This window comes from Arthrobacter sp. 05L417, from assembly GCF_056397865.1.
Genome location: NZ_JBFTOG010000017.1, coordinates 1 through 19,490, shown reverse-complemented (window position 1 = coordinate 19,490; position 19,490 = coordinate 1). Strand labels below are relative to the sequence as shown.

Here is a 19,490-nt window from a genome sequence, read left to right as displayed (position 1 = left end):
GACCGAGGACAGATGTGACCGGGCCCGGCGCGGCGTCGGAGTCTAGGGTGGAATCATGGCGGAAATCATCGAATTCAGCGGCACCGTCCTCACCGGGCCGGACGTGGAACGGCGCGGCCTCTGGTCGGTCGACGGACGGCTGACCTTTTTGCGGCCTGCTGCCGTACCGGACGTCGTCCTGGACGGATGGGTGGCGCCCGGACTTGTCGACTCACACTGCCATGTTGGCTTGGGCAAGGGTGGAGCGGTGGACGAGGAGACTGCCCGTCTGCAGGCAACGGCGGATCGTAACGCCGGGACGCTCTTGATCCGCGACGCGGGATCCGCAAGTGACACGCGCTGGCTGCAGCGCCGGACGGACATGCCCAGGATCATCCGCGCAGGCAGGCACATCGCGAGGCAACGCCGGTACATCCCCGGGCTGGCCGAAGAGGTTGAGCCGGAGGAACTGGTGGAGGCGGTGCGTAAGCAGGCCCGGTCCGGAGACGGCTGGGTCAAGATCGTCGGGGACTGGATCGACCGCTCGGCCGGGGATCTTGGCCCGTCCTTCCCGGCCGCCGTCGTCAAGGACGCGGTGGCGGCGGCACACGACGAGGGGGCCCGGGTGACCGCCCATTGCTTCGCCGAAGGGACTATCGACGACGTGCTCGACGCCGGCATCGACTGCATCGAGCACGCCACCGGTCTCCTCCCGCACCATATTCCGCGGCTGCTGGACCAGGATGTTCCGATCGTCCCGACCCTCATCAACATTGCGACTTTTCCGGACATCGCGAAGCAGGCTGAAACCAAGTTCCCGCGTTACGCCGCCCACATGATCGCGTTGTGGGAGCGCCGGCATGAGCGGGTCCTCGAGGCGTTCGACGCCGGAGTGCGGGTGTATGCCGGGACCGACGCCGGCAGCGTCATCAAGCACGGCCGGATCGGCGAGGAAATTCTGGAACTGCACCAGGCCGGCCTTCCGGCGGCAGCCGCCCTCGATGCCGCCTGCTGGTCCGCCCGCGAGTGGCTGGGTGCCGACGGCATCAGCGAAGGCGCCAGTGCCGACGTCGTGCTCTACGCAAACGATCCCCGTGCGTCCCTTGAGATCGTGCTGAAGCCGCAATGCACCGTGCTGAGGGGACACATTTCAAGAAGCGCCGGGCATTAGGAATAAATTGAAGCTTCAAGTAATTTAGATAGATAGAGGTTGCCGAAGGGCGGCGCCACGAAAGCCGGGAGTTTCACATGACCATCACATCCAGCCAGGATCTCCTTCCTGCCGAACTCACCATGGGCGCTGTCATGCTCAAAGTGGGGGACATGAAGCTCATGGGCGACTACTACCAGCGGGCGCTGGGCCTGGACGTCGTCGCCGAACAGGATGGCGGACTCTACTTTGGCAGGCTCGGCAAGCCGCTGGTGCACTTGGCTCCGGCCTCCGGGCTCCAGATCCCGGGCCGCGGAGAGGCCGGGCTCTTCCACACGGCTTTGCTCTTCGAAGACCAGTCATCGCTCGCCGCAACTGTTGCCTCGGCGGCGCAATACGAACCCCATGCCTTCGTCGGCAGCGCAGACCACCTCGTCAGCGAGGCCTTCTACTTCACCGACCCGGAGGGCAACGGCATCGAGCTCTACTACGACAAGCCCCGCGAAGGCTGGGAGTGGAACGGTAGTTCGGTCGTCATGGACAGCCTGCCGCTCCCGCCGCAGCGCTACCTCCAGCAGTACTTGAGCGAATCGGCGGTGACCGGCCAGCATGAGGCGGGCGCCGGCGTCGGGCATGTCCACCTGCAGGTGGGCGACGTGCGGACCGCCCATGATTTCTACGTCGACACCCTGGGCTTCGAGCAGACGGCCGGCTGGCATGGGCAGGCCCTGTTCGTCTCCGCGGGCGGCTACCACCACCACATGGCCATGAATGTGTGGAACAGCCGCGGTGCAGGTCCGCGCAAGGACACGCTCGGCCTCGGCGAGGTGGTCATCGAGGTGCCGTCAGGAGACGACGTCGGCGCGCTCGCCGATCGCCTCAAGGTTGCCGGCATCGCGTCCCACCACACCGGCCAGGAGCTGCGCTTCGAGGACCCGTGGCGCAACCGGCTGCGCGTCGCCGTCCGCTAGCGTCCAACTTGCTCCCCGACTTCGCTTCGCTCAGCCGGGGACCCCTCGCAAGTTACACTTAGGCTCGACGGCGTGGCGCGCACTTTTCGGCCACGCCGCAGCTCCGTTGGCACGAATGAATGAGAGTAGTTTCCATGGGCTTTGCTGAAATCTTTGTTGCCACCCACGATGAAGCACTCAAGAGGGCCGCTGCCCTGGAGAAGGGCAGTGACGTATCCGGCGCCGCGGTACGGATCCCGGGAATCAGCGATTTTGAAGTAGAACAACTTGGCGACCTGGCCGGCACGGCCGTGCACGCAGCCGGGGCCGACTATGAGCTCGCTTTGGTGGACGTCACCAGCGACGCCTTGCTGGGCGTCCCCGAAGCCATGGTGCGTGCCTTGTCTGAGCTTCTCAGCTACGAGACCGAGGGCGAGGGAAGCATCCTCGACGACGTCGCCGAACGCTGGGCGGCCCAAGAAGATATGCCCTTTGACGCCCAACAGTCCCGGCTGTATGTCCAGCAGTTGGCGTCGCTCGCGAGCGACGTCGAGAAGGCCGAACGGGCCGGTCTCTACGTCTGGTCCGCCGAGCAGTAACCCTGCGGTAAACCCGCCGCACGGCCGCGTGTTCGAAATACTGGCTGCCATCTGGCACAATAGACAGGTACTCGATCCGCGTGGCCCCTCTCTCCGTGCGTGCATCTTGTCCTTGGAACCCTCAAGTATGGCCCGCCCCACGGGTGCAGAACGACGGGCTCAACCCCGTTTCAGAAACAGGAGTGACCACAAAAGTGGCCGTAAAGATTCGCCTTAAGCGCTTCGGTAAGATGCGCGCACCGTACTACCGCATCGTCGTCATGGACTCCCGCGCCAAGCGCGATGGCCGTGCGATTGAAGAAATCGGCAAGTACCACCCCACCGAAGAGCCCTCGTACATCGAGGTCGTCTCCGAGCGTGCACAGTACTGGCTGTCCGTCGGCGCCCAGCCGACCGAGCAGGTTGCCGCGATCCTCAAGATCACCGGTGACTGGCAGAAGTTCAAGGGTCTCCCGGGCCAGGAAGGCACGCTGAAGACCAAGGTCGCCAAGCCTGCTTTCGTTGCACCGGAGAAGGGTTCCGTCATCATCCCGGAAGCCATCACCAAGAAGGCCAAGCAGTCGGAAGCAACTGAAGCTCCCGCTGACGCTGAAGCAGAGACCACCGAGGCTGAGTAAGTTGCTGGCAGAAGCGCTCGAGCACTTGGTCCGTGGCATCGTTGACAGCCCTGAGGACGTCAAGGTCAGTGCCAAGAACAACCGCCGCGGGGAATCCCTCGAGGTGCGTGTTCACCAGGACGATCTCGGACGGGTGATCGGTCGCCAGGGTCGCACCGCACGCGCTTTGCGCACTGTGATTGCGGCATTGGCGGGCGGCGAGCAGGTCAGGGTCGACGTCGTCGACACCGACCGTCGCCGGTAACGCGCTCAGCAATACTTGTCTTAGATCCGGCCCCTTCACCAGATTATGGTGGAGGGGCCGGATTGTTTTACGAGCAAAACCCCCAGCCTTGGTCCCTAAGTCGGCCCAGCGAAGAAATCAGAGGAACCCCATGCAGCTCCAGGTTGCCCGAATCGGCAAGCCCCACGGAATCCGCGGCGAAGTCACTGTCCAGGTGCTCACTGATGCCCCCGGCGATCGTTTCGTCCCGGGGACCGAATTTGTGGTGGAGCCCGCAAAGGCCGGTCCCTTGACCATCAGCAGCGCCCGCTGGAACAAGGACATCCTGTTGCTCGGTTTCGAAGAGATCTCCACGCGCAACCAGGCGGAGGAAATCCGCGGCGCGAAGCTGTTCATCGAGACGGAAGAACTGGAGGAGGACGACGACGAAGGCTGGTACGAGCATGAGCTCGTCGGCCTTGAGGTCCGTGTCGGCTCGCAGACCGTGGGCAAGGTAACCGCACTCAACACGATGCCCGTGCAGGATCTGCTGGTCATTGAAGACGCGGACGGCAAGGAAATCCTGGTGCCGTTCGTCGAAGAGATCGTGCCTGAGGTCAACGTCGAGGACGGCTACGTGCTTCTTACCCCTCCGCCGGGCCTCTTCGAACTGAACACTGACGCTTCGGGCTCCGATACGGAAGAGGACGACGCCCACACCAAGGATGACGCCTAGATGCGCATCGATGTCGTCAGCATCTTTCCCGAGTACCTGGCGCCACTCGAGCTTTCCCTCATAGGCAAGGCCCGTCAGGATGGGCTTTTGGAGCTCAATGTCCATGACTTGAGGACCTTCACCACGGACAAGCACCGCACCGTGGACGACACTCCGTATGGTGGCGGTGCGGGCATGGTCATGAAACCCGAACCCTGGGCCCAGGCCTTGGAATCCATTGCCGATGCGCGGCTTGCCGTAGCGGAAAGCCCCGCAACTGACGGCCCATCCGACGGACCGACGAAAAGGCCGGTCCTGATCGTCCCGTCGCCCGCGGGGGAGCGTTTCAACCAGGCCCTCGCCTATGAGCTCGCCGAGGAAGAGCAACTGGTTTTCGCCTGCGGCCGCTATGAAGGCATTGACGAGCGCGTCATCGAGTGGGCGGCAGGACACTTCACGGTCCGCCCGGTCAGTTTGGGCGACTACGTCCTCAACGGCGGCGAGGTTGCAGTCCTTGCCATGGTCGAGGCCATCGGACGATTGCTTCCGGGCGTCGTCGGCAATCCCGAATCCTTGGTGGAGGAATCCCATTCAGACGGCTTGCTGGAGTACCCGGTCTACACGAAGCCCTCGTCATGGCGCGATCGTGACGTGCCCGCCGTCCTCTTGAGCGGCAACCACGGCAAGATCGCCCAGTGGCGGCGCCACGAACAGTTCCGCCGCACGGCGGAACGCCGCCCGGACCTGCTCGCAGAGTTCGACGCCGGCCGCCTGACACGCGCGGACCGCACCGCTTTCGGCGAACTCGGGTACGACGTCGTCGACGGCCGGTTGCGGCACCGCCCGGACGGCAACCTCCCGGACTGAGCCCCGCCGTCGGGCAACTTCATCCTCCAGCCGGCCGCAACCACCGGGCCGCATTCGCGGGGTTGGCCGGAACTCCCGGGGTGTGGCAGAATTAACCCTTGTGTCTACTGGGTTCGCGCCTGCCACAGGGGGAGCGTCACCAACAGCATGACAACCCGGAACCACCAATCAGTGGCGGTATCGGACTTGAAAATCTTCGGCGGTAATTTCCGGACGGCTTTGCGCCCCGGGCTTGCCCGCCGTGACCCAAAGTGGATGACCTGTGGCGTTCACCAGGAGTGGATTAATGCATATCCTCGATAGCGTAGATGCAGCTTCGCTGCGTAACGATGTTCCCGAGTTCCGCGCGGGTGACACCATCAAGGTTCACGTGAACATCATCGAAGGCAAGAACTCCCGTGTCCAGGTCTTCCAGGGCTTCGTCCTGGGCCGCCAGGGTGACGGCGTTCGCGAAACCTTCACGGTCCGCAAGGTTTCCTTCGGTGTCGGCGTAGAGCGTACCTTCCCGGTTCACTCCCCGATCATCGAGAAGATCGAGGTCGTCACCAAGGGTGACGTCCGTCGCGCCAAGCTCTACTACATGCGCGCACTGCGCGGTAAGGCTGCGAAGATCAAGGAAAAGCGCGACTTCGCCACCGGCAAGTAGGTCTTTCGACCAACAGCGGGTCCTGGATTCGTGTCCGGCCTGCGCCGGAGAAATCCGCAACGCAACAGGAAACGAATCATGGACCACGCAAAACGCCAGCCCCGGAAACAGGGCTGGCGTTTTGTTTTGCTCGCATTTGTCCTGGCCGTGGCAATCAGCGGGCTTGTCCGGTCCTTGTGGCTAGATGTCTACTTCATCCCCTCCGAGTCCATGGAGCCGATCCTGGGCACCGGGGACCGCATCCTTGTCTCCCGGACTGATTTCGCCGCAGACCCTATTCGCCGTGGAGACATCGTGGTCTTCGACGGCAGGGGAACCTTTGCTCCGCTGAACAGCGGCAAGGGACCGTTTGCCGACGCCGTGGCCGCCACCGGCCATTGGCTGGGCCTGACGGGAAGCGAGACGACATACGTCAAACGTGTCATCGGGCTTCCCGGAGACCACGTTGTTTGTTGTGGCACCGATGGAAAACTCACAGTCAACGGTCAGCCGCTTGAGGAACCCTATCTTTATCCCGGCGACACGCCGAGCGAACAGAGGTTCGACGTCATCGTTCCGAGTGACCGATTGTGGCTCATGGGGGACCACCGTTCACGATCGGCCGATTCGCGCGGCCTTCTGGGCGCACCCGGCGGAGGAATGGTGCCACTGGAGCGTGTCATCGGGCGTCCGGTCCGGATTATCTGGCCGCTTGATAGATTTGCAGAACTGCCTCGCCCTGCGCAGGCCGGTACAACCTCGAAGAACGGACGATAGATGCCCGAGACAACTCCCGGGAAGCCGGAACGGCACGACGACGATGCCCGGCTCCTGGACGGACCGTCCGCTCCCCGCATGGATCTCGCAGCGGACGACGCCGATCCGGCCCCGGACAGGGGGACCGGCCCGGCGGCTGCCTCGCCTGGGGAGCAGGAGTCTCCGCGCCGCGCCGCGCGGCGGGGTTCGCGGCTGGCTTCGGACGAAAGCGATCGGTCTGAAACTGCCGGCAAAACCCACGCCAGTCCGTTCCTCGGCTGGCTCAGGGAAATCGGCACCGTGGTGGTCATCGCCATCGTGTTGTCCTTCCTCATCAAGACTTTCCTGTTCCGTGCCTTCTTCATTCCCTCGGAGTCCATGGTCAACACCCTTGACGTTGACGACCGGATCTTCGTTAATCTGCTGGTTCCGCAGCCTTTCGCACTGGAGCGCGGCGACATCGTGGTCTTCAAGGACACACAAGGATGGCTGCCCCCCACGCAGAAGGCGGCGCCCGGGCCCTTCAAATGGTTCCAGGACGGACTTGTCTTCGTCGGGTTGCTACCGGACGAGACCAATCAGCACCTCGTCAAGCGCGTGATCGGCCTGCCGGGGGACAGGGTCTCGTGCTGCGACAGTTCCGCGCGGGTCAGCGTCAACGGCACGGTTCTTAACGAGAGCTACATCAATCCTGCCCAGGTTCCCATGGCCAAGTCTTTCGATGTGGTGGTCCCTGCGGGCAAAATTTGGGTTATGGGCGACAACCGCAACAACTCGGCCGACTCCCGGGAACACCAATCAGTCAATGGTGGTTTTATCGACATCTCCGACGTCGAGGGCAAAGCCACGGTGATTGCCTGGCCCATCAACCGTTGGCAGATCCTTGACAACCACTCCGAGGTCTTCCGCAACGTTCCTGCGCCGTCGCCCCAGAACACGGCTTCACCCACGGCTCCAGCGAGCAAATGATGGCGCCCGCAGGGACCAGGACGGCGGGAGCGGCAATGCCGGTTCGAACGCAGCGGAAACCCGCCGCGCGGACCAAGCACGCTCCTGATTTTCCGACCCTGGACGTCGAACGGGGTTTCCTGGCTCCGGGGGTCACGCTCCTGGCCGGTGTCGACGAAGTAGGGCGAGGAGCCCTTGCAGGGCCGGTATCGGTGGGGATCGCCGTCGTCGATCTCAGGGACCACGGCTTGCTCGCCGATGTCCGCGACAGCAAACTTCTCAAGCCCGAAGACCGCGAGCGTTTGGAACCGCTGGTTCGCGAATGGGCGGTTGGCTCCGCAGTGGGCCACGCAAGTTCGATGGAGATCGATGCACTGGGCATTGTGGGTGCCCTGCGCCTTGCCGGAACACGCGCCTGGCTCGAGATTCTCGACTCGGGCGTGCATCCGGACCTCGTGCTGCTGGATGGAAGCCACAACTGGCTCTCGCCCCAGAGCCAAGGTTCCTTATTCGACGTCGAGCCATCCGGGCCTGCTTGCGAGGCGCCAGTGCACACCCGCGTGAAGGCGGACATGAGCTGCCTCAGCGTGGCGGCTGCCAGCGTGCTGGCCAAGGTGGCCAGGGACCGCATCATGCTTGGCCTGCACGAGGAATATCCGGCCTTCGGCTGGAACGAGAACAAGGGCTACGCCACGTCCTTCCACCGCGATGCCATCAGATCGTTGGGTCCCACGCCGTACCACCGGACCAGCTGGAACCTGATCTAGACCCCGCTTTTCCCTGTCCTGGATGCCGCCCGCCCAACCTTGGCGGCGTGTGCCCGCTCTATGGTGCAAGATGGATCTATGAGTGCCGAGGATCTTGAGAACTATGAAACCGACATGGAGCTGCAGCTCTACCGCGAATACCGCGACGTTGTTGGTTTGTTCAGCTACGTTGTCGAGACCGAACGGCGGTTCTATCTGGCGAACCACGTTGACCTGCAGGCCCGCAGTGCCGATGGCGAGGTCTATTTCGACCTCACGCTCCAGGATGCCTGGGTTTGGGACGTCTACCGTTCGGCGCGTTTCGTGAAGAATGTCCGGGTCATTACGTTCAAGGACGTCAACGTCGAAGAACTTCCGCGCAGCGAGGAACTTTCCCTGCCGAAGGACGGCGACCTAGGCGATCTTGGCAACCTGGGCAACTAGGAAGCCCGGCAACTAGTCCTCCACACCGTCTGACTGGCGGAGTTTTCCCACATAGCCAAACTGCCCCCTGTCTTTGGATTCTCCGCGCCTCCAGGCTGGAAGCGGAGGTGGTCATGAAAGCCAAAGACCAGTTGGGCCGGCACGGTGAAACGCTGGCCGTAGCTTTCCTTGAAACCCAGGGAATGCGGATTGTGGACCGCAATTGGAGATGCTCCGAGGGCGAGATCGACATCGTGGCGCTCGACGGCGACACTCTGGTGATCGCCGAGGTCAAGACGCGGAAGAACCTGGCCTATGGGCACCCTTTCGAAGCGGTCGGCGCTGCCAAGCTCGCTAGGCTCCATCGCCTGGCTTTGTCCTGGTGCCGTGATCACGAGCTGCGCGTCCTGCGCCGCCGGGTGGATGTGGTGGGAATCATCGACGACGGCGTGGGCGAGCCACAGCTCGAACACCTCAAGGGTGTGGGCTAGATGGGCGTGGGCCGAAGCTACTCCGTTGCGCTGCTTGGCCTGAACGGTTACATCGTGGAGGTCGAGGCAGATATCGGCCAAACCCTCCCCAATTTCGTGATCCTGGGTCTGCCGGATGCCTCCTTGAACGAAGCCAAGGAGCGCATTCGTTCCGCGGCACAGAACTCAGGCATCCCGCTGAGTCGTCGAAAGATCACCGCGAACCTGATTCCGGCCTCACTGCCGAAGCGCGGCTCGGGATTCGACCTCGCGATCACCATGGCAGTATTGCGCGCTGCCGGTGATATCCGTTCTACGGAAGGTACTGTCTTCATCTCCGAGTTGGGATTGGATGGCAGGTTGAGGCCGGTTCGCGGCATCTTGCCGGCGGTCATGGCAGCTGTTCAGGCAGGTCATCAGGAGATCGTGGTGGCGCACGCAAACGTCGCCGAGGCGGAGTTGGTTCCGGGCGCGGTGGTCCGCGGCTATAAGACCTTAGCCCGCCTTGCGTTTGATTTCGGGGCCAATCCGCAGGACCTGGCCCTGGATTACGATCCGGCCGGTGGTGACGTTGCAGGAGACCACGACGTCGGGGCCGCGGTTGTTCCGGATCTTTGTGATGTCTCGGGGCAAGGCGATGCCCGCCGCGCCTTGGAGGTTGCGGCAGCCGGCGCACATCATGTGCTGCTTTGCGGGCCGCCCGGTGCGGGCAAGACGATGCTTGCCGAGCGGCTCCCGGGGCTCTTGCCGGATTTGGGGGACCAGGAAGCCATGGAGGTCACGGCGATCCACTCGCTTTCGGCTGTCCAAGTTGATTCGGTACGGCTGTTGCGTCGCCCGCCCTTTGAGAACCCACATCACAGCGCCACAGCCGCAGCAATCATCGGCGGTGGTTCCGGCTTGCCGCGGCCGGGGGCGGCATCACGGGCGCATCGTGGCGTTCTGTTCCTGGACGAGGCCCCCGAGTACGAACGCCGGGTCCTGGACGCCCTGCGGCAACCTCTGGAGAGCGGCGAGCTGGTCATCCATCGCTCCGCCGGCACAGCCGCATATCCGGCCCGCTTCCAGCTGGTCCTCGCGGCGAACCCTTGCCCTTGCGGGAAGGCCACTGGGAAGGGAGTCGATTGCACCTGCACCCCGGTGATGCGGCGCCGCTACTTCGGGCGCATGTCCGGGCCGTTGCTGGACAGAGTGGACATCCAGCTCCAGGTGGAGCGTGTATCCCTCGCGGACTTCGGGCAATCCGGAGCAGAGGAGGACACGGCCACGGTCGCCGGGAGGGTCCATGCCGCCCGGTCGCGGCAACGTGAGCGGCTCGGGAGTTTCGGGATGGAAACCAACTCGCAGGTTCCCGGGCGGGTACTGCGCGGCGAACTGCGACTCCCTTCCGCGACCACGAAGATCCTGGATACTTCCCTGGAACGTGGAATCCTCACGGCCAGAGGTTACGACCGCGTCCTGCGTCTCGCGTGGACCCTTGCTGATCTGGGCCACAGGGACCAACCCCACAGCGACGATATCGGACAGGCCCTCGGCTTGCGGCAGGCGGTTGCGGCCGCATGAAAGGACACGCCATGACTGAACACGGCCAGCGGCTCACCTCGGACGCTCCGGACCGGAGCAGGGAGCGACTCGCCCGGGCAGCGCTATCACGGCTGATGGAACCGCAAGATGCGGCCGGGCTCGCGCTCGTGCAGGCCGCAGGGGCCGTTGACGGTCTCAGAATAGCTACCGGCGAACTCGCTCCCGGGCACGGGCTTGAGCAGGAAGTGGCTTCCTTGTTGGTGGACAATGGGGTTTCTTCTGCCGGGGCTGGTTTGGCTGCTGCATTGAGAAGGTGGGCGCCACGGATCCCGGACCTTGCCCCGGAACGGGATGTTGCCACCATGCAACGCCTGGGTGGTCGCATGATCATCCCTGGGGACCCGCTGTGGCCTGCGCAGTTGGCAGACCTGGGCCTTCATGAGCCGTTGTGTTTGTGGTGGCGGGGACACGAATTGGAGTTCCCACCCATCCGGCGGGTTGTGGCCCTCGTAGGCTCACGGGACAGTACAAGCTATGGGGCCTCAGTAACGGGTGATTTCGCCTATGGGCTGGGTCAGCGCGGCTGCACCGTCGTGTCTGGAGGGGCTTACGGTATCGACGCCCATGCGCACCGTGGGGCTTTGGCCGGGGGCACCAGCGACATGCCGACCATCGCGGTGATGGCCGGGGGCGCGGACCGATACTATCCGTCCGGAAACGAGGATTTGCTGCGTGCCGTGGCAAACCAAGGTGCGCTCATTTCCGAAGTTCCCCCGGGCTCGGCGCCCACCCGCTACCGGTTCCTCCAGCGGAACAGGATTATCGCCGCCTTGGCAGCCGTGACCGTGGTGGTGGAAGCTCGATGGCGCTCGGGAGCCTTGAATACAGCCCATCATGCCGAATCCATCGGCAGGGCGGTCGCCGCGGTCCCGGGGTCCATCCACAGCGCCAACTCTGGGGGCTGCCATCGGCTCCTCCGGGATGGCGGAGCTGTTTGCGTCACGGACGTCGGAGAGATCGCTGAACTGGCAGGGTCGAGCGGTGAGGGGCTCGTCGGGGACAAGGAAACGGCAGCCTCCGACCACGACGGGCTCACCCTCGAGGACCTCATCCTGCTCGACTCCCTGCCCGTCCGTTCTACGAGCTCGGTGGAGAAGCTCGCGGTCGTTGCGGGACTCAGCCCCGAGTCCGTCAGGGCAGGTCTTGGGCGCCTCGGCTTGTTGGGCTTGGCGGTATCAGTGAGTGGCGCGTGGAAAAGGTCCGGAAAGAGATATTGAGGGGGGTGCGGTGCGGGCCTGACGGGATCACACGAGCCCGGACCTTGGCTGGCTCCCGCACGGAACGTGGCGATGCCAGCCACCGGGCCCCGCGGCTGGCACAGTGGAAGGGTGCAAGAGAATCCGCTCCCCGAAGCACTCGCCGGGTCCGTTCAGGGCTTCCGGCGTTACCTCGAAAGCGAACGGGCCAGGTCCGCCCACACGGTGAGGGCGTACATCGGCGACGTCGAGAACCTACTGCGCTTCGCTGCCGTGGAGGGCGTGGGGGAGCTCGCAGACCTGGAACTCGGCACCCTTCGACGTTGGCTGGGGGCACAAAGCGAATCCGGCCGGTCCAGGGCAACACTCGCCCGGCATGCCGCGACGGCCCGCGCATTCACCGCCTGGGCCCTGCGGGAAGAACTCATCGCGTCGGACCCTGCCATTCGCCTCCAAGCCCCCAAACGGGACCATACACTCCCCGGAGTCCTTCACCAGCAGCAAGTCTCCAGGATCTTCGAAAACCTGTCAGAGGCAGCCGCGGAGGGCTCTCCGATGCCGTTGAGAAACCGCGCCGTCGTCGAATTGCTCTACGCCACAGGGATCCGCGTCGGCGAGCTCGTCGGCCTGGACATCGATGATCTCGATCCGGACCGCCGGACTCTTCGCGTGCTCGGCAAAGGCAACAAGGAACGGACGGTGCCCTATGGGGTCCCGGCTGCGCTCGCCGTCGACGACTGGCTCCGCCGCGGACGTCCACGGCTCGCAAACGAGCGCAGCGGGCCGGCACTCTTCCTTAGTTCAAGGGGCAACCGCATCGATCAGCGCCAGGCCCGCAGCGTCGTCAACGACCTCCTGGCAGCCTTGGGGGATACCGCGGCAACCGGCCCCCACGCCCTGCGTCACACCGCCGCCACCCATTTGCTCGACGGCGGCGCGGACTTGCGTGCCGTGCAGGAAATCCTGGGACACAGCAGCCTCGCAACAACCCAGATCTACACCCATGTGTCGGTGGACCGGCTCCGCAAGAGCTATCAACAAGCCCACCCCCGTGCTTAAGGACCAGAAACCGTGCCACACTTCGAACAGTCCCAGAGGAGGAAAACCGCCCGTCCGTGAATCGCACTGGCGTAATTCGGGTCGGTACGGCAAAATGAAAGCACTGCGGGGGAACTTTCAACCAAAACTTGAATGTTCTTCCGCTGCGGAAAAAATCATAGATAGGTAGGAAAACCGGAACAGCGCGGCACCCGCGCAGCACATTTTCATCCAGGCAGAGGTCGTTGGGGAAGACGTACCTACAGCTATGGAGGATGGAATGTCTGTTGCAATAACCCGCGGTGTCTTGTTTGTGCATTCGGCCCCTACCGCGTTGTGCCCTCACGTTGAGTGGGCCATCGGATCGGTCGTTGACAAGCGGACCGATCTTGAGTGGACCCCTCAGCCGGCCGCGCCCGGAATGTTCCGCGCCGAGCTCTCCTGGGCAGGAGTCCCTGGAACGGGTGCCCAATTGGCTTCGGCACTGCGAGGATGGGCGCACCTTCGCTACGAAGTCACCGAGGAGCCCAGCCAAGGCGTCGACGGCGCGCGTTGGTCGCACACACCGGAGCTGGGTATTTTCCATGCCGTCACCGATGTCCACGGCAACATCATGGTGACTGAGGACCGCATCCGCTACGCCTACGAGTCGGGGGCGGGAGATCCTGCCGCCGTCTACCACGAGCTTTCCTTGGCGCTCGGTGAGGCCTGGGACGAAGAGCTCGAGCCCTTCCGCCATGCCGCTGAAGGCGCCCCTGTGCGCTGGCTCCACCAGGTCGGTTAGGCAACACCAGGTCGGTTAGGCAACACCAGGTCGGTTAGGCAACACCAGGTCGGTTAGGGAACGCCAGGTCGGTTAGGGAACAAAGTTCCCAAAATAGCTTTTCCATAGCAAAGAGGAGGGCCCCACCACGGTGGGGCCCTCCTCTTGTGCCTTGCTTTGTTCGTCGAAGCTCCGGCGACTGTCAGACGTTGCGGATGGCGATGACGGCGTTGTGGCCGCCGAAACCGAAGGAGTTGCTCAAAGCGACAATGTCACCGGCAGGCAATGTGCGTGCCGAAGTGACGACGTCGAGCGGGATCTCCGGATCCTGGTTCTCAAGGTTGATGGTCAACGGAGCCTGGCGTTCGTAGACGGCGAGGACCGTCAGCACCGCTTCTACGGCCCCTGAAGCGCCCAACAGGTGGCCCATCTGCGACTTGGTGGCGGAGACCGCCACATTGTCGACGTGGGCGCCCAGTGCCGCGCGGAGCGCCGTGTACTCGGGCTTGTCACCAACAGGCGTCGAGGTGGCGTGGGCGTTGACGTGCACGACGTCCTCAGCTTGGATGCGGCCATCGAACATGGCAGCCTTCAAAGCGCGGGTAGCGCCCAAGCCTTCCGGGTCCGGTGCCGTGATGTGGTAGGCGTCAGCCGTGACTGAAGTGCCGGCGAGCTCAGCGTAGATGCGTGCGCCGCGGGCGATCGCGTGCTCCTCGGCTTCCAGGACCAGGGCGCCGGCGCCTTCACCCATGACAAAGCCGTCGCGGTCGCGGTCGTATGGCCGCGAAGCGTGCTCGGGATCGTCATTGCGGCGCGAGAGGGCCTGCATCGAAGAAAACGCGGCGAGCGGCATCGGGTGGATGGCGGCTTCGGCGCCGCCGCAGACGACGACGTCGGCCTTGCCGGAGCGGATGAGATCCAGGCCGAGGTGCAAGGCTTCGGTGCCGGAAGCGCAGGCAGAAACCGGGGTGTGCGCACCGGCGCGGGCACCAAGGTCAAGGCTGACCGCGGCGGCGACGCCGTTCGGCATGAGCATGGGAACCGTCATGGGCAGAACCCGGCGGGGGCCCTTTTCCCTCAGCGTGTCCCAAGCGTCCAGGAGCGTCCAGACGCCACCGATACCCGTGGCGAAAGCCACGGCAAGGCGATCGTGGTCGATTTCGGTGATACCGGAATCAGCCCAGGCCTCGCGGGCGGCGATGACACCGAATTGCGTGGACGGGTCCATGCGCTTGGCTTCTACGCGGCTCAGAACCTCGAGGGCCGGCGTCGAGCACCGGGCGGCAAAGTGGACCGGAAGGTCATACTTGGCAACCCACTCGTCCTCGAGTGTGTGGGCACCGGAGACCCCTTTGAGCGCGTTCTTCCACATCGTGGGGACGTCGCCGCCGATGGGCGTTGTGGCGCCCAGACCGGTTATGACTACTTTGCGTGCCATGCGATCACTCTCTGTCGGATCAGCCAACCCACGTGCTGTTCTCACTGGGGAGGCAGGAAAAAACTTTGGGAGATAAAGCAGCTGTGCCGGGCTTCGGATGCAACAGGGCGCACCCGAAGTCCGGCACAGTTGAGGCCAGGCTAGGCCTGTGCGTTCGAGATGAAGTTGACGGCGTCGCCGACGGTCTTGAGGTTCTTGACCTCTTCGTCCGGGATGCGCACGCCGAACTTCTCTTCGGCGTTGACGACGATGGTCATCATGGAGATGGAGTCGATGTCGAGGTCCTCGGTGAAGGACTTGTCCAGCTCCACGGCTTCGGTGGCGAGGCCGGTCTCTTCGTTCACGATTTCAGCCAGGCCGGCCAGGATTTCTTCGTTGCTAGCCATTGTTGGCTCCTTTTCTTGTTGTGCCGGCTATTGCCGGAATGGGGGCAAACCGCGGTTACGGCTTGGGTTTCAAAGCGCTATTCAATTGGAAGGCAGGTGCGGTCCGAAACTACGGAAGAACGATTACCTGGGCACCAAACACAAGACCGGCACCGAAGCCGATCTGCAAGGCGAGGCCGCCGCTGAGCGCCGGGTTCTCCTTGAGGAGTCGGTGCGTGGCCAGCGGAATGGAGGCGGCAGAAGTATTTCCCGCATCGGCGATGTCCCGTGCAACCACCACAGTCTCGGGAAGTTTGAGCTTCTTGACCATCTCATCGATGATCCGCATGTTCGCCTGGTGCGGGACAAACGCCGCCAGATCCGAGGCTTCAATGCCTGCGGCGTCGAGGGCTTGCTGGGCAACCTTCGCCATTTCCCAGACGGCCCAGCGGAAGACCGTCTGGCCGTCCTGGCGGAGCGTCGGCCAGACATCCTGCGCCGCGGAAATAATGGCCTGATCGTCGGATTCATCCGAGTGGCGGGCAGTCTCGCCAAGGTTGCGGACTTCGTCGAGGGAATGCGTCATGCCGATCGCGTTCCACTTGCTGCCATCGGATCCCCAGACGGACGGGGCAATGCCGGGCGTGTCGGACGGGCCGATGATCACGGCGCCCGCACCGTCGCCGAGAAGGAAGGAAATGGTTCGCTCATGGTTGTCGATGACGTCCGAGAGCTTCTCGGCGCCGACCACCAGGACGTATTCAGCCGCGCCCGATCGGACCAAGGCGTCGCCCTGGGCGATGCCATAGCAGTAGCCTGCACATGCCGCGGAGATGTCGAAGGCCGGTGCAGGGGTGGCGCCCAAACGGTCGGTGAGGGCGGCGGCGGCGGACGGCGTGGCATACGGGTGCGTGACGGTGGAGACGATGACGGCACCCAGCTGGGAAGCCTCAATGCCGGCCTGCTTGAGTGCCTCGCGGGCAGCGCCTTCGGCCATGTCGATAACGCTGACATCGGCCGCAGCGCGGTGGCGGGTCACGATGCCTGTGCGCTGGCGGATCCATTCGTCCGAGGAATCGATCCACTGGCAAACGTCGTCGTTGGTGACGATGATGTCAGGGCGGTATGCCCCGATGCCGATAACGCGTGAGTATGCGTTCGTCGGCGCTTGCTTGAGTACGGGGGCGCTCATGCGTCTCCCTCCAATTCCGCGAAGAGTGCAAGTGCGGCGGACAAGTCTTCCGGCGTCTTGACGGCAACGGTTTTCACGCCGGGCATGCCGCGCTTGGCGAGGCCGGCCAGGGTGCCGGCAGGTGCCAGTTCGATGAGTCCGGTGACTCCGCGCTGGACCAGGTTCTCCATGCAGAGATCCCAGCGCACCGGGCGCGAGACCTGGGCGATCAGGCTTTCGACGGCGGCGCCGCCGTCCGTTACTTCCTGGCCATCGAAGTTCGAGAGCAAGGGAACCGTGGGAGCCTGCGGCTTGAGCGACGGCCGCAGTGCTTCAAGCGCGCTCACGGCCGGGGCCATGTGGGAGGTGTGGAATGCTCCGGCGACCTTCAGCGGGATGACCCTGGCCTTGGCGGGCGGGTTGTCAGCCAGCGCCTGGAGCTGTTCGAACGTGCCCGCGGCAACCGTCTGGCCCGCGCCGTTGACGTTCGCGGGAGTTGCGCCCGCTGCCTCGATAGCGGACAGCACCTCGGCCGGATCGCCGCCGACGACGGCACTCATTCCGGTGGGGGTGACGGCGGCGGCAGCGGCCATGTTGTTGGCACGCTCGCGGACAAACGTCATGGCTTCTTCCTCGCTCAGGACACCCGCAAGCGCCGAGGCCGTGATCTCCCCGACCGAGTGGCCGGCAAGGACGATCGGAAGGGTACTGAGTTCGACGTCGAACAGCGATTTCGCTGCCACGAGCCCTGCGGCAACAATCAGGGGCTGCGCGACGGCGGTGTCCTTGATGGTTTCTTCATCGGAGGTGGTGCCGTGGGCCTTGAGGTCGATGCCTGCGATTTCGCTCAGGGAGGCCAAATGGCCTTCTACGGAAGGGAGCTCCAGCCAGGGGGCCAAAAATCCAGGGGTCTGGGAGCCCTGTCCAGGGCAGACGATTGCAAGCACGTAACCAGCTTTCCAAATTGCCGCGTGAACTACTGGTGTTTGCGTACACCAAGCTCACTGGGTCAGTTTGTAGGAAGTCTACAACGGTTCAACCCGCGGATCGGGTACCGTGACGCTCCGACGTCGCCTTTGGCTGGGCCGAAAGCCTGCCCACAACCAACGCGGTTTGGAGCACGAAAGCCTCCCGGGGGAGGAGGGGATCCCACCCTGTGACGTCGCAGACGCGCTTGAGACGATACCGCACCGTGTTTGCGTGGACGAACAGCTCGCGGGCGGTTGCTTCGAGGGAATGGCCCAGTTCCAAGTAGGTTCCGAGGGTTTCAACAAGGCCGTTGGATGCGGCCAGCAGCGGCCGGTAAATGTTCTTGATCAGGGAACGGCGGGCGGCGTCGTCGCCTGAGACTACGCGCTCCGGGAGGAGGTCGTCAGCGGCTACCGGTCGCGGAGCCGAAGGCCAGGCCTTGGCAGCTGTGAGCCCTGCAAAGGCTGCCTGTGCGGAGCTGCTTGCCTCCAACAGTGACCCGGCCTCGGGTCCATAGACCACCGCGCCGGGGGCGAACAGCTCGCTCAGTTTCAGATACGCGGTGTCGCGGTCTTGGACGCCACCGAGGATCAGGATGAGGCGATCGCCCTGGATGCCGACGAGGGCGTCCTCGGCGTAGCGTCCGGCGGTCCGGCGCAACTCGCTCACGTAGCTTGCGCTTGGTTCCGACGGCGAGTTGCCCACCATCACCGTGAAGCGCTCCTGGGCCTTCCAGCCGAGGGCCGCGATGCGGGAACGAAGGGCGTCGGTGTTCTCGCCACGGAGGATGGCGTCCACGATCAAGGCTTCGAGCCTGGTGTCCCAGGAACCGCGGGATTCGGCGGCGCGGGCATAGACATCGGCTGCGGCGAATGCCACTTCCCGCGAGTAGCGCAGGACCGCTTCGCGCAAAGAGGGCTGGTCGGCTTCGGGTGCGATGACGGGGACCTGGTCCTCCACCACCTCGACGACGATCCGGATCAGCTGGAGGGCCTTTTGCAGGCTGATGGAGCGGGTCAGTTCGGTCGGAGCATTCCCGAAGACGTCCGTCAGGATCCACGACGGCGAGCTCGGCCTCTCGTACCACGTCACGAAAGCCGCGATTCCGTTTTGGGCAACCAGGCCCAATGCTGAGCGTTCATCGGAGCTCAGCCGGCTGTACCACGGCAACGATTTCTCAAGCTTGCGCATGGTGGTGGTGGACAGTTGCCCCACATTGGCACGGAGCCGCTTGAGGGTCTCCGCCTTTTCGGGAGATAACGTGCGCGCGGCCGCTTTGCGTTTCGCGGGGGTTTGATTCGGCTCTGCCATGCCTTGAGCATACGGCGCATCATCCACAAGCTCCATTTGTGCGAAGGCTACAACTGCGATTGGTGCACGTCACGTGACTGTCCGCGTCGAGTGGTGCTGAGCGGCGATTGTTACTGCCCGGATGTTAAAGCCCGGGTGTTAAAGCCCGACGGCGGCCCGCACCTTTCGGTGTGGACCGCCGTCGAGATGTTGCTTGCTTCTCTGGAGGCTTAGCTTTCGCCGCCCGCCCCTCCGGTGGTGCCGGCGTTGACGTCGAGGAGGCTGTACTTCTCGATTGCCTGGGCAGGCGCCTGCACGTCAACTTCGCCTCGGCGGGCGAGGAGTTGGAGGGCTTTGACGACGATGGAGTGGGTGTCGTTCTTGAAGAAGCGGCGTGCGGCTTGGCGGGTGTCGGAGAATCCGAAGCCGTCGGCGCCGAGGGAGGCGAATTCGTTGGGGATGAATTGGCGGATCTGGTCCGGGACGGCCTTCATGTAGTCGGTGACGGCGATGACCGGTCCGGTGGCGCCGGCGAGTTGCTGGGCGACGAACGGGGTGCGGGGTTCTTCGCCGGGGTTCAGGAAGGCGTGTTCTTCGGCGGCGAGTCCGTCGCGTCGGAGTTCGTTCCA

23 protein-coding genes are annotated in these 19,490 nt (G+C 64.1%); 17 read left to right on the top strand and 6 right to left on the bottom strand.

Annotated features, from left to right (window positions below):
* Window positions 1-55: 55 nt before the first annotated feature.
* From AC1DJW_RS13785 to AC1DJW_RS13705, 17 genes are all read left to right on the top strand, one after another.
* Complete coding sequence (locus tag AC1DJW_RS13785; protein ID WP_476901663.1) at window positions 56-1,150, top strand: amidohydrolase family protein; 1,095 nt, start codon at window positions 56-58, stop codon at window positions 1,148-1,150.
* Window positions 1,151-1,227: 77 nt separating this feature from the next.
* Window positions 1,228-2,100, top strand: a complete 873-nt coding sequence (locus tag AC1DJW_RS13780) for a VOC family protein (RefSeq protein WP_476901662.1) — start codon at window positions 1,228-1,230, stop codon at window positions 2,098-2,100.
* A gap of 134 nt (window positions 2,101-2,234) precedes the next feature.
* The gene (locus tag AC1DJW_RS13775) at window positions 2,235-2,678 is read left to right on the top strand and encodes a hypothetical protein (protein WP_284751125.1); all 444 of its coding nucleotides are present in this window, start codon (window positions 2,235-2,237) and stop codon (window positions 2,676-2,678) included.
* Between the two features lie 194 nt (window positions 2,679-2,872).
* Entirely contained in the window at window positions 2,873-3,295 is a 423-nt protein-coding gene (gene rpsP / locus AC1DJW_RS13770) for a 30S ribosomal protein S16 (protein ID WP_059387673.1), read from the top strand.
* A 1-nt stretch (window position 3,296) separates the two neighbouring features.
* On the top strand, window positions 3,297-3,539 hold the full coding sequence (locus AC1DJW_RS13765; protein ID WP_028267532.1) for an RNA-binding protein: 243 nt from the start codon (window positions 3,297-3,299) through the stop codon (window positions 3,537-3,539).
* 130 nt (window positions 3,540-3,669) lie between these two features.
* Window positions 3,670-4,233 carry a ribosome maturation factor RimM gene (gene rimM / locus AC1DJW_RS13760; protein WP_390283096.1) on the top strand — a complete coding sequence of 188 codons (564 nt, stop codon included), beginning with the start codon at window positions 3,670-3,672 and terminating at the stop codon, window positions 4,231-4,233.
* Window positions 4,234-5,079: a tRNA (guanosine(37)-N1)-methyltransferase TrmD gene (gene trmD / locus AC1DJW_RS13755; RefSeq protein WP_390283094.1), complete on the top strand. Its 846-nt coding sequence runs from the start codon at window positions 4,234-4,236 to the stop codon at window positions 5,077-5,079.
* Window positions 5,080-5,365: 286 nt separating this feature from the next.
* The gene (gene rplS, locus AC1DJW_RS13750; RefSeq protein WP_059387674.1) at window positions 5,366-5,725 is read left to right on the top strand and encodes a 50S ribosomal protein L19; all 360 of its coding nucleotides are present in this window, start codon (window positions 5,366-5,368) and stop codon (window positions 5,723-5,725) included.
* A 78-nt stretch (window positions 5,726-5,803) separates the two neighbouring features.
* On the top strand, window positions 5,804-6,481 hold the full coding sequence (lepB, locus tag AC1DJW_RS13745) for a signal peptidase I (RefSeq protein WP_390283092.1): 678 nt from the start codon (window positions 5,804-5,806) through the stop codon (window positions 6,479-6,481).
* Window positions 6,482-7,429: a signal peptidase I gene (lepB, locus tag AC1DJW_RS13740; RefSeq protein WP_390283090.1), complete on the top strand. Its 948-nt coding sequence runs from the start codon at window positions 6,482-6,484 to the stop codon at window positions 7,427-7,429. It begins immediately after the preceding gene.
* Between the two features lie 35 nt (window positions 7,430-7,464).
* Complete coding sequence (locus AC1DJW_RS13735; RefSeq protein ID WP_284751119.1) at window positions 7,465-8,175, top strand: ribonuclease HII; 711 nt, start codon at window positions 7,465-7,467, stop codon at window positions 8,173-8,175.
* Window positions 8,176-8,253: 78 nt separating this feature from the next.
* The gene (locus tag AC1DJW_RS13730) at window positions 8,254-8,598 is read left to right on the top strand and encodes a DUF2469 domain-containing protein (RefSeq protein WP_059387678.1); all 345 of its coding nucleotides are present in this window, start codon (window positions 8,254-8,256) and stop codon (window positions 8,596-8,598) included.
* 113 nt (window positions 8,599-8,711) lie between these two features.
* Complete coding sequence (locus AC1DJW_RS13725) at window positions 8,712-9,068, top strand: YraN family protein (RefSeq protein ID WP_476901661.1); 357 nt, start codon at window positions 8,712-8,714, stop codon at window positions 9,066-9,068.
* Window positions 9,069-10,610 (top strand): YifB family Mg chelatase-like AAA ATPase, encoded by a 1,542-nt coding sequence (locus AC1DJW_RS13720; RefSeq protein ID WP_476901660.1) that lies wholly within the window; start codon window positions 9,069-9,071, stop codon window positions 10,608-10,610.
* An 11-nt stretch (window positions 10,611-10,621) separates the two neighbouring features.
* Complete coding sequence (dprA, locus tag AC1DJW_RS13715) at window positions 10,622-11,848, top strand: DNA-processing protein DprA (protein ID WP_476901659.1); 1,227 nt, start codon at window positions 10,622-10,624, stop codon at window positions 11,846-11,848.
* A gap of 72 nt (window positions 11,849-11,920) precedes the next feature.
* A complete protein-coding gene (locus tag AC1DJW_RS13710) occupies window positions 11,921-12,886 on the top strand; it encodes a tyrosine recombinase XerC (protein ID WP_476901658.1) in 966 nt (321 codons plus the stop codon).
* 259 nt (window positions 12,887-13,145) lie between these two features.
* Window positions 13,146-13,649 carry a DUF3145 domain-containing protein gene (locus AC1DJW_RS13705; protein ID WP_078108617.1) on the top strand — a complete coding sequence of 168 codons (504 nt, stop codon included), beginning with the start codon at window positions 13,146-13,148 and terminating at the stop codon, window positions 13,647-13,649.
* Between the two features lie 181 nt (window positions 13,650-13,830).
* Here the strand turns inward: AC1DJW_RS13705 and fabF are convergent, their stop codons facing one another.
* From fabF to AC1DJW_RS13675, 6 genes are all read right to left on the bottom strand, one after another.
* The gene (fabF, locus tag AC1DJW_RS13700; protein ID WP_284751104.1) at window positions 13,831-15,066 is read right to left on the bottom strand and encodes a beta-ketoacyl-ACP synthase II; all 1,236 of its coding nucleotides are present in this window, start codon (window positions 15,064-15,066) and stop codon (window positions 13,831-13,833) included.
* A 140-nt stretch (window positions 15,067-15,206) separates the two neighbouring features.
* On the bottom strand, window positions 15,207-15,452 hold the full coding sequence (locus tag AC1DJW_RS13695; RefSeq protein ID WP_028267518.1) for an acyl carrier protein: 246 nt from the start codon (window positions 15,450-15,452) through the stop codon (window positions 15,207-15,209).
* Window positions 15,453-15,561: 109 nt separating this feature from the next.
* The gene (locus AC1DJW_RS13690) at window positions 15,562-16,623 is read right to left on the bottom strand and encodes a beta-ketoacyl-ACP synthase III (RefSeq protein ID WP_284751103.1); all 1,062 of its coding nucleotides are present in this window, start codon (window positions 16,621-16,623) and stop codon (window positions 15,562-15,564) included.
* Complete coding sequence (locus AC1DJW_RS13685) at window positions 16,620-17,549, bottom strand: ACP S-malonyltransferase (protein ID WP_284751102.1); 930 nt, start codon at window positions 17,547-17,549, stop codon at window positions 16,620-16,622. The genes AC1DJW_RS13690 and AC1DJW_RS13685 overlap by 4 nt, the downstream gene beginning before the upstream one ends.
* An 88-nt stretch (window positions 17,550-17,637) precedes the next feature.
* Entirely contained in the window at window positions 17,638-18,882 is a 1,245-nt protein-coding gene (locus AC1DJW_RS13680; protein WP_284751101.1) for a PucR family transcriptional regulator, read from the bottom strand.
* Between the two features lie 209 nt (window positions 18,883-19,091).
* Window positions 19,092-19,490: transketolase-like TK C-terminal-containing protein (locus AC1DJW_RS13675; protein ID WP_476901657.1), on the bottom strand; the 399-nt coding region annotated here is incomplete at its 5' end.

Bases quoted from the DNA above. Each gene is read 5' to 3' on its own strand.
- AC1DJW_RS13730 (WP_059387678.1), top strand. From the start codon at position 8,254: ATGAGTGCCGAGGATCTTGAGAACTATGAAACCGACATGGAGCTGCAG.
- AC1DJW_RS13680 (WP_284751101.1), bottom strand. From the start codon at position 18,882: ATGGCAGAGCCGAATCAAACCCCCGCGAAACGCAAAGCGGCCGCGCGC.
- AC1DJW_RS13720 (WP_476901660.1), top strand. From the start codon at position 9,069: ATGGGCGTGGGCCGAAGCTACTCCGTTGCGCTGCTTGGCCTGAACGGT.
- lepB (WP_390283092.1), top strand. From the start codon at position 5,804: ATGGACCACGCAAAACGCCAGCCCCGGAAACAGGGCTGGCGTTTTGTT.
- AC1DJW_RS13710 (WP_476901658.1), top strand. From the start codon at position 11,921: ATGCCAGCCACCGGGCCCCGCGGCTGGCACAGTGGAAGGGTGCAAGAG.
- AC1DJW_RS13735 (WP_284751119.1), top strand. From the start codon at position 7,465: ATGCCGGTTCGAACGCAGCGGAAACCCGCCGCGCGGACCAAGCACGCT.
- AC1DJW_RS13780 (WP_476901662.1), top strand. From the start codon at position 1,228: ATGACCATCACATCCAGCCAGGATCTCCTTCCTGCCGAACTCACCATG.
- AC1DJW_RS13775 (WP_284751125.1), top strand. From the start codon at position 2,235: ATGGGCTTTGCTGAAATCTTTGTTGCCACCCACGATGAAGCACTCAAG.
- dprA (WP_476901659.1), top strand. From the start codon at position 10,622: ATGACTGAACACGGCCAGCGGCTCACCTCGGACGCTCCGGACCGGAGC.
- AC1DJW_RS13785 (WP_476901663.1), top strand. From the start codon at position 56: ATGGCGGAAATCATCGAATTCAGCGGCACCGTCCTCACCGGGCCGGAC.
- AC1DJW_RS13695 (WP_028267518.1), bottom strand. From the start codon at position 15,452: ATGGCTAGCAACGAAGAAATCCTGGCCGGCCTGGCTGAAATCGTGAAC.
- fabF (WP_284751104.1), bottom strand. From the start codon at position 15,066: ATGGCACGCAAAGTAGTCATAACCGGTCTGGGCGCCACAACGCCCATC.
- rplS (WP_059387674.1), top strand. From the start codon at position 5,366: ATGCATATCCTCGATAGCGTAGATGCAGCTTCGCTGCGTAACGATGTT.
- trmD (WP_390283094.1), top strand. From the start codon at position 4,234: ATGCGCATCGATGTCGTCAGCATCTTTCCCGAGTACCTGGCGCCACTC.
- AC1DJW_RS13690 (WP_284751103.1), bottom strand. From the start codon at position 16,623: ATGAGCGCCCCCGTACTCAAGCAAGCGCCGACGAACGCATACTCACGC.
- lepB (WP_390283090.1), top strand. From the start codon at position 6,482: ATGCCCGAGACAACTCCCGGGAAGCCGGAACGGCACGACGACGATGCC.
- rimM (WP_390283096.1), top strand. From the start codon at position 3,670: ATGCAGCTCCAGGTTGCCCGAATCGGCAAGCCCCACGGAATCCGCGGC.
- AC1DJW_RS13705 (WP_078108617.1), top strand. From the start codon at position 13,146: ATGTCTGTTGCAATAACCCGCGGTGTCTTGTTTGTGCATTCGGCCCCT.
- AC1DJW_RS13725 (WP_476901661.1), top strand. From the start codon at position 8,712: ATGAAAGCCAAAGACCAGTTGGGCCGGCACGGTGAAACGCTGGCCGTA.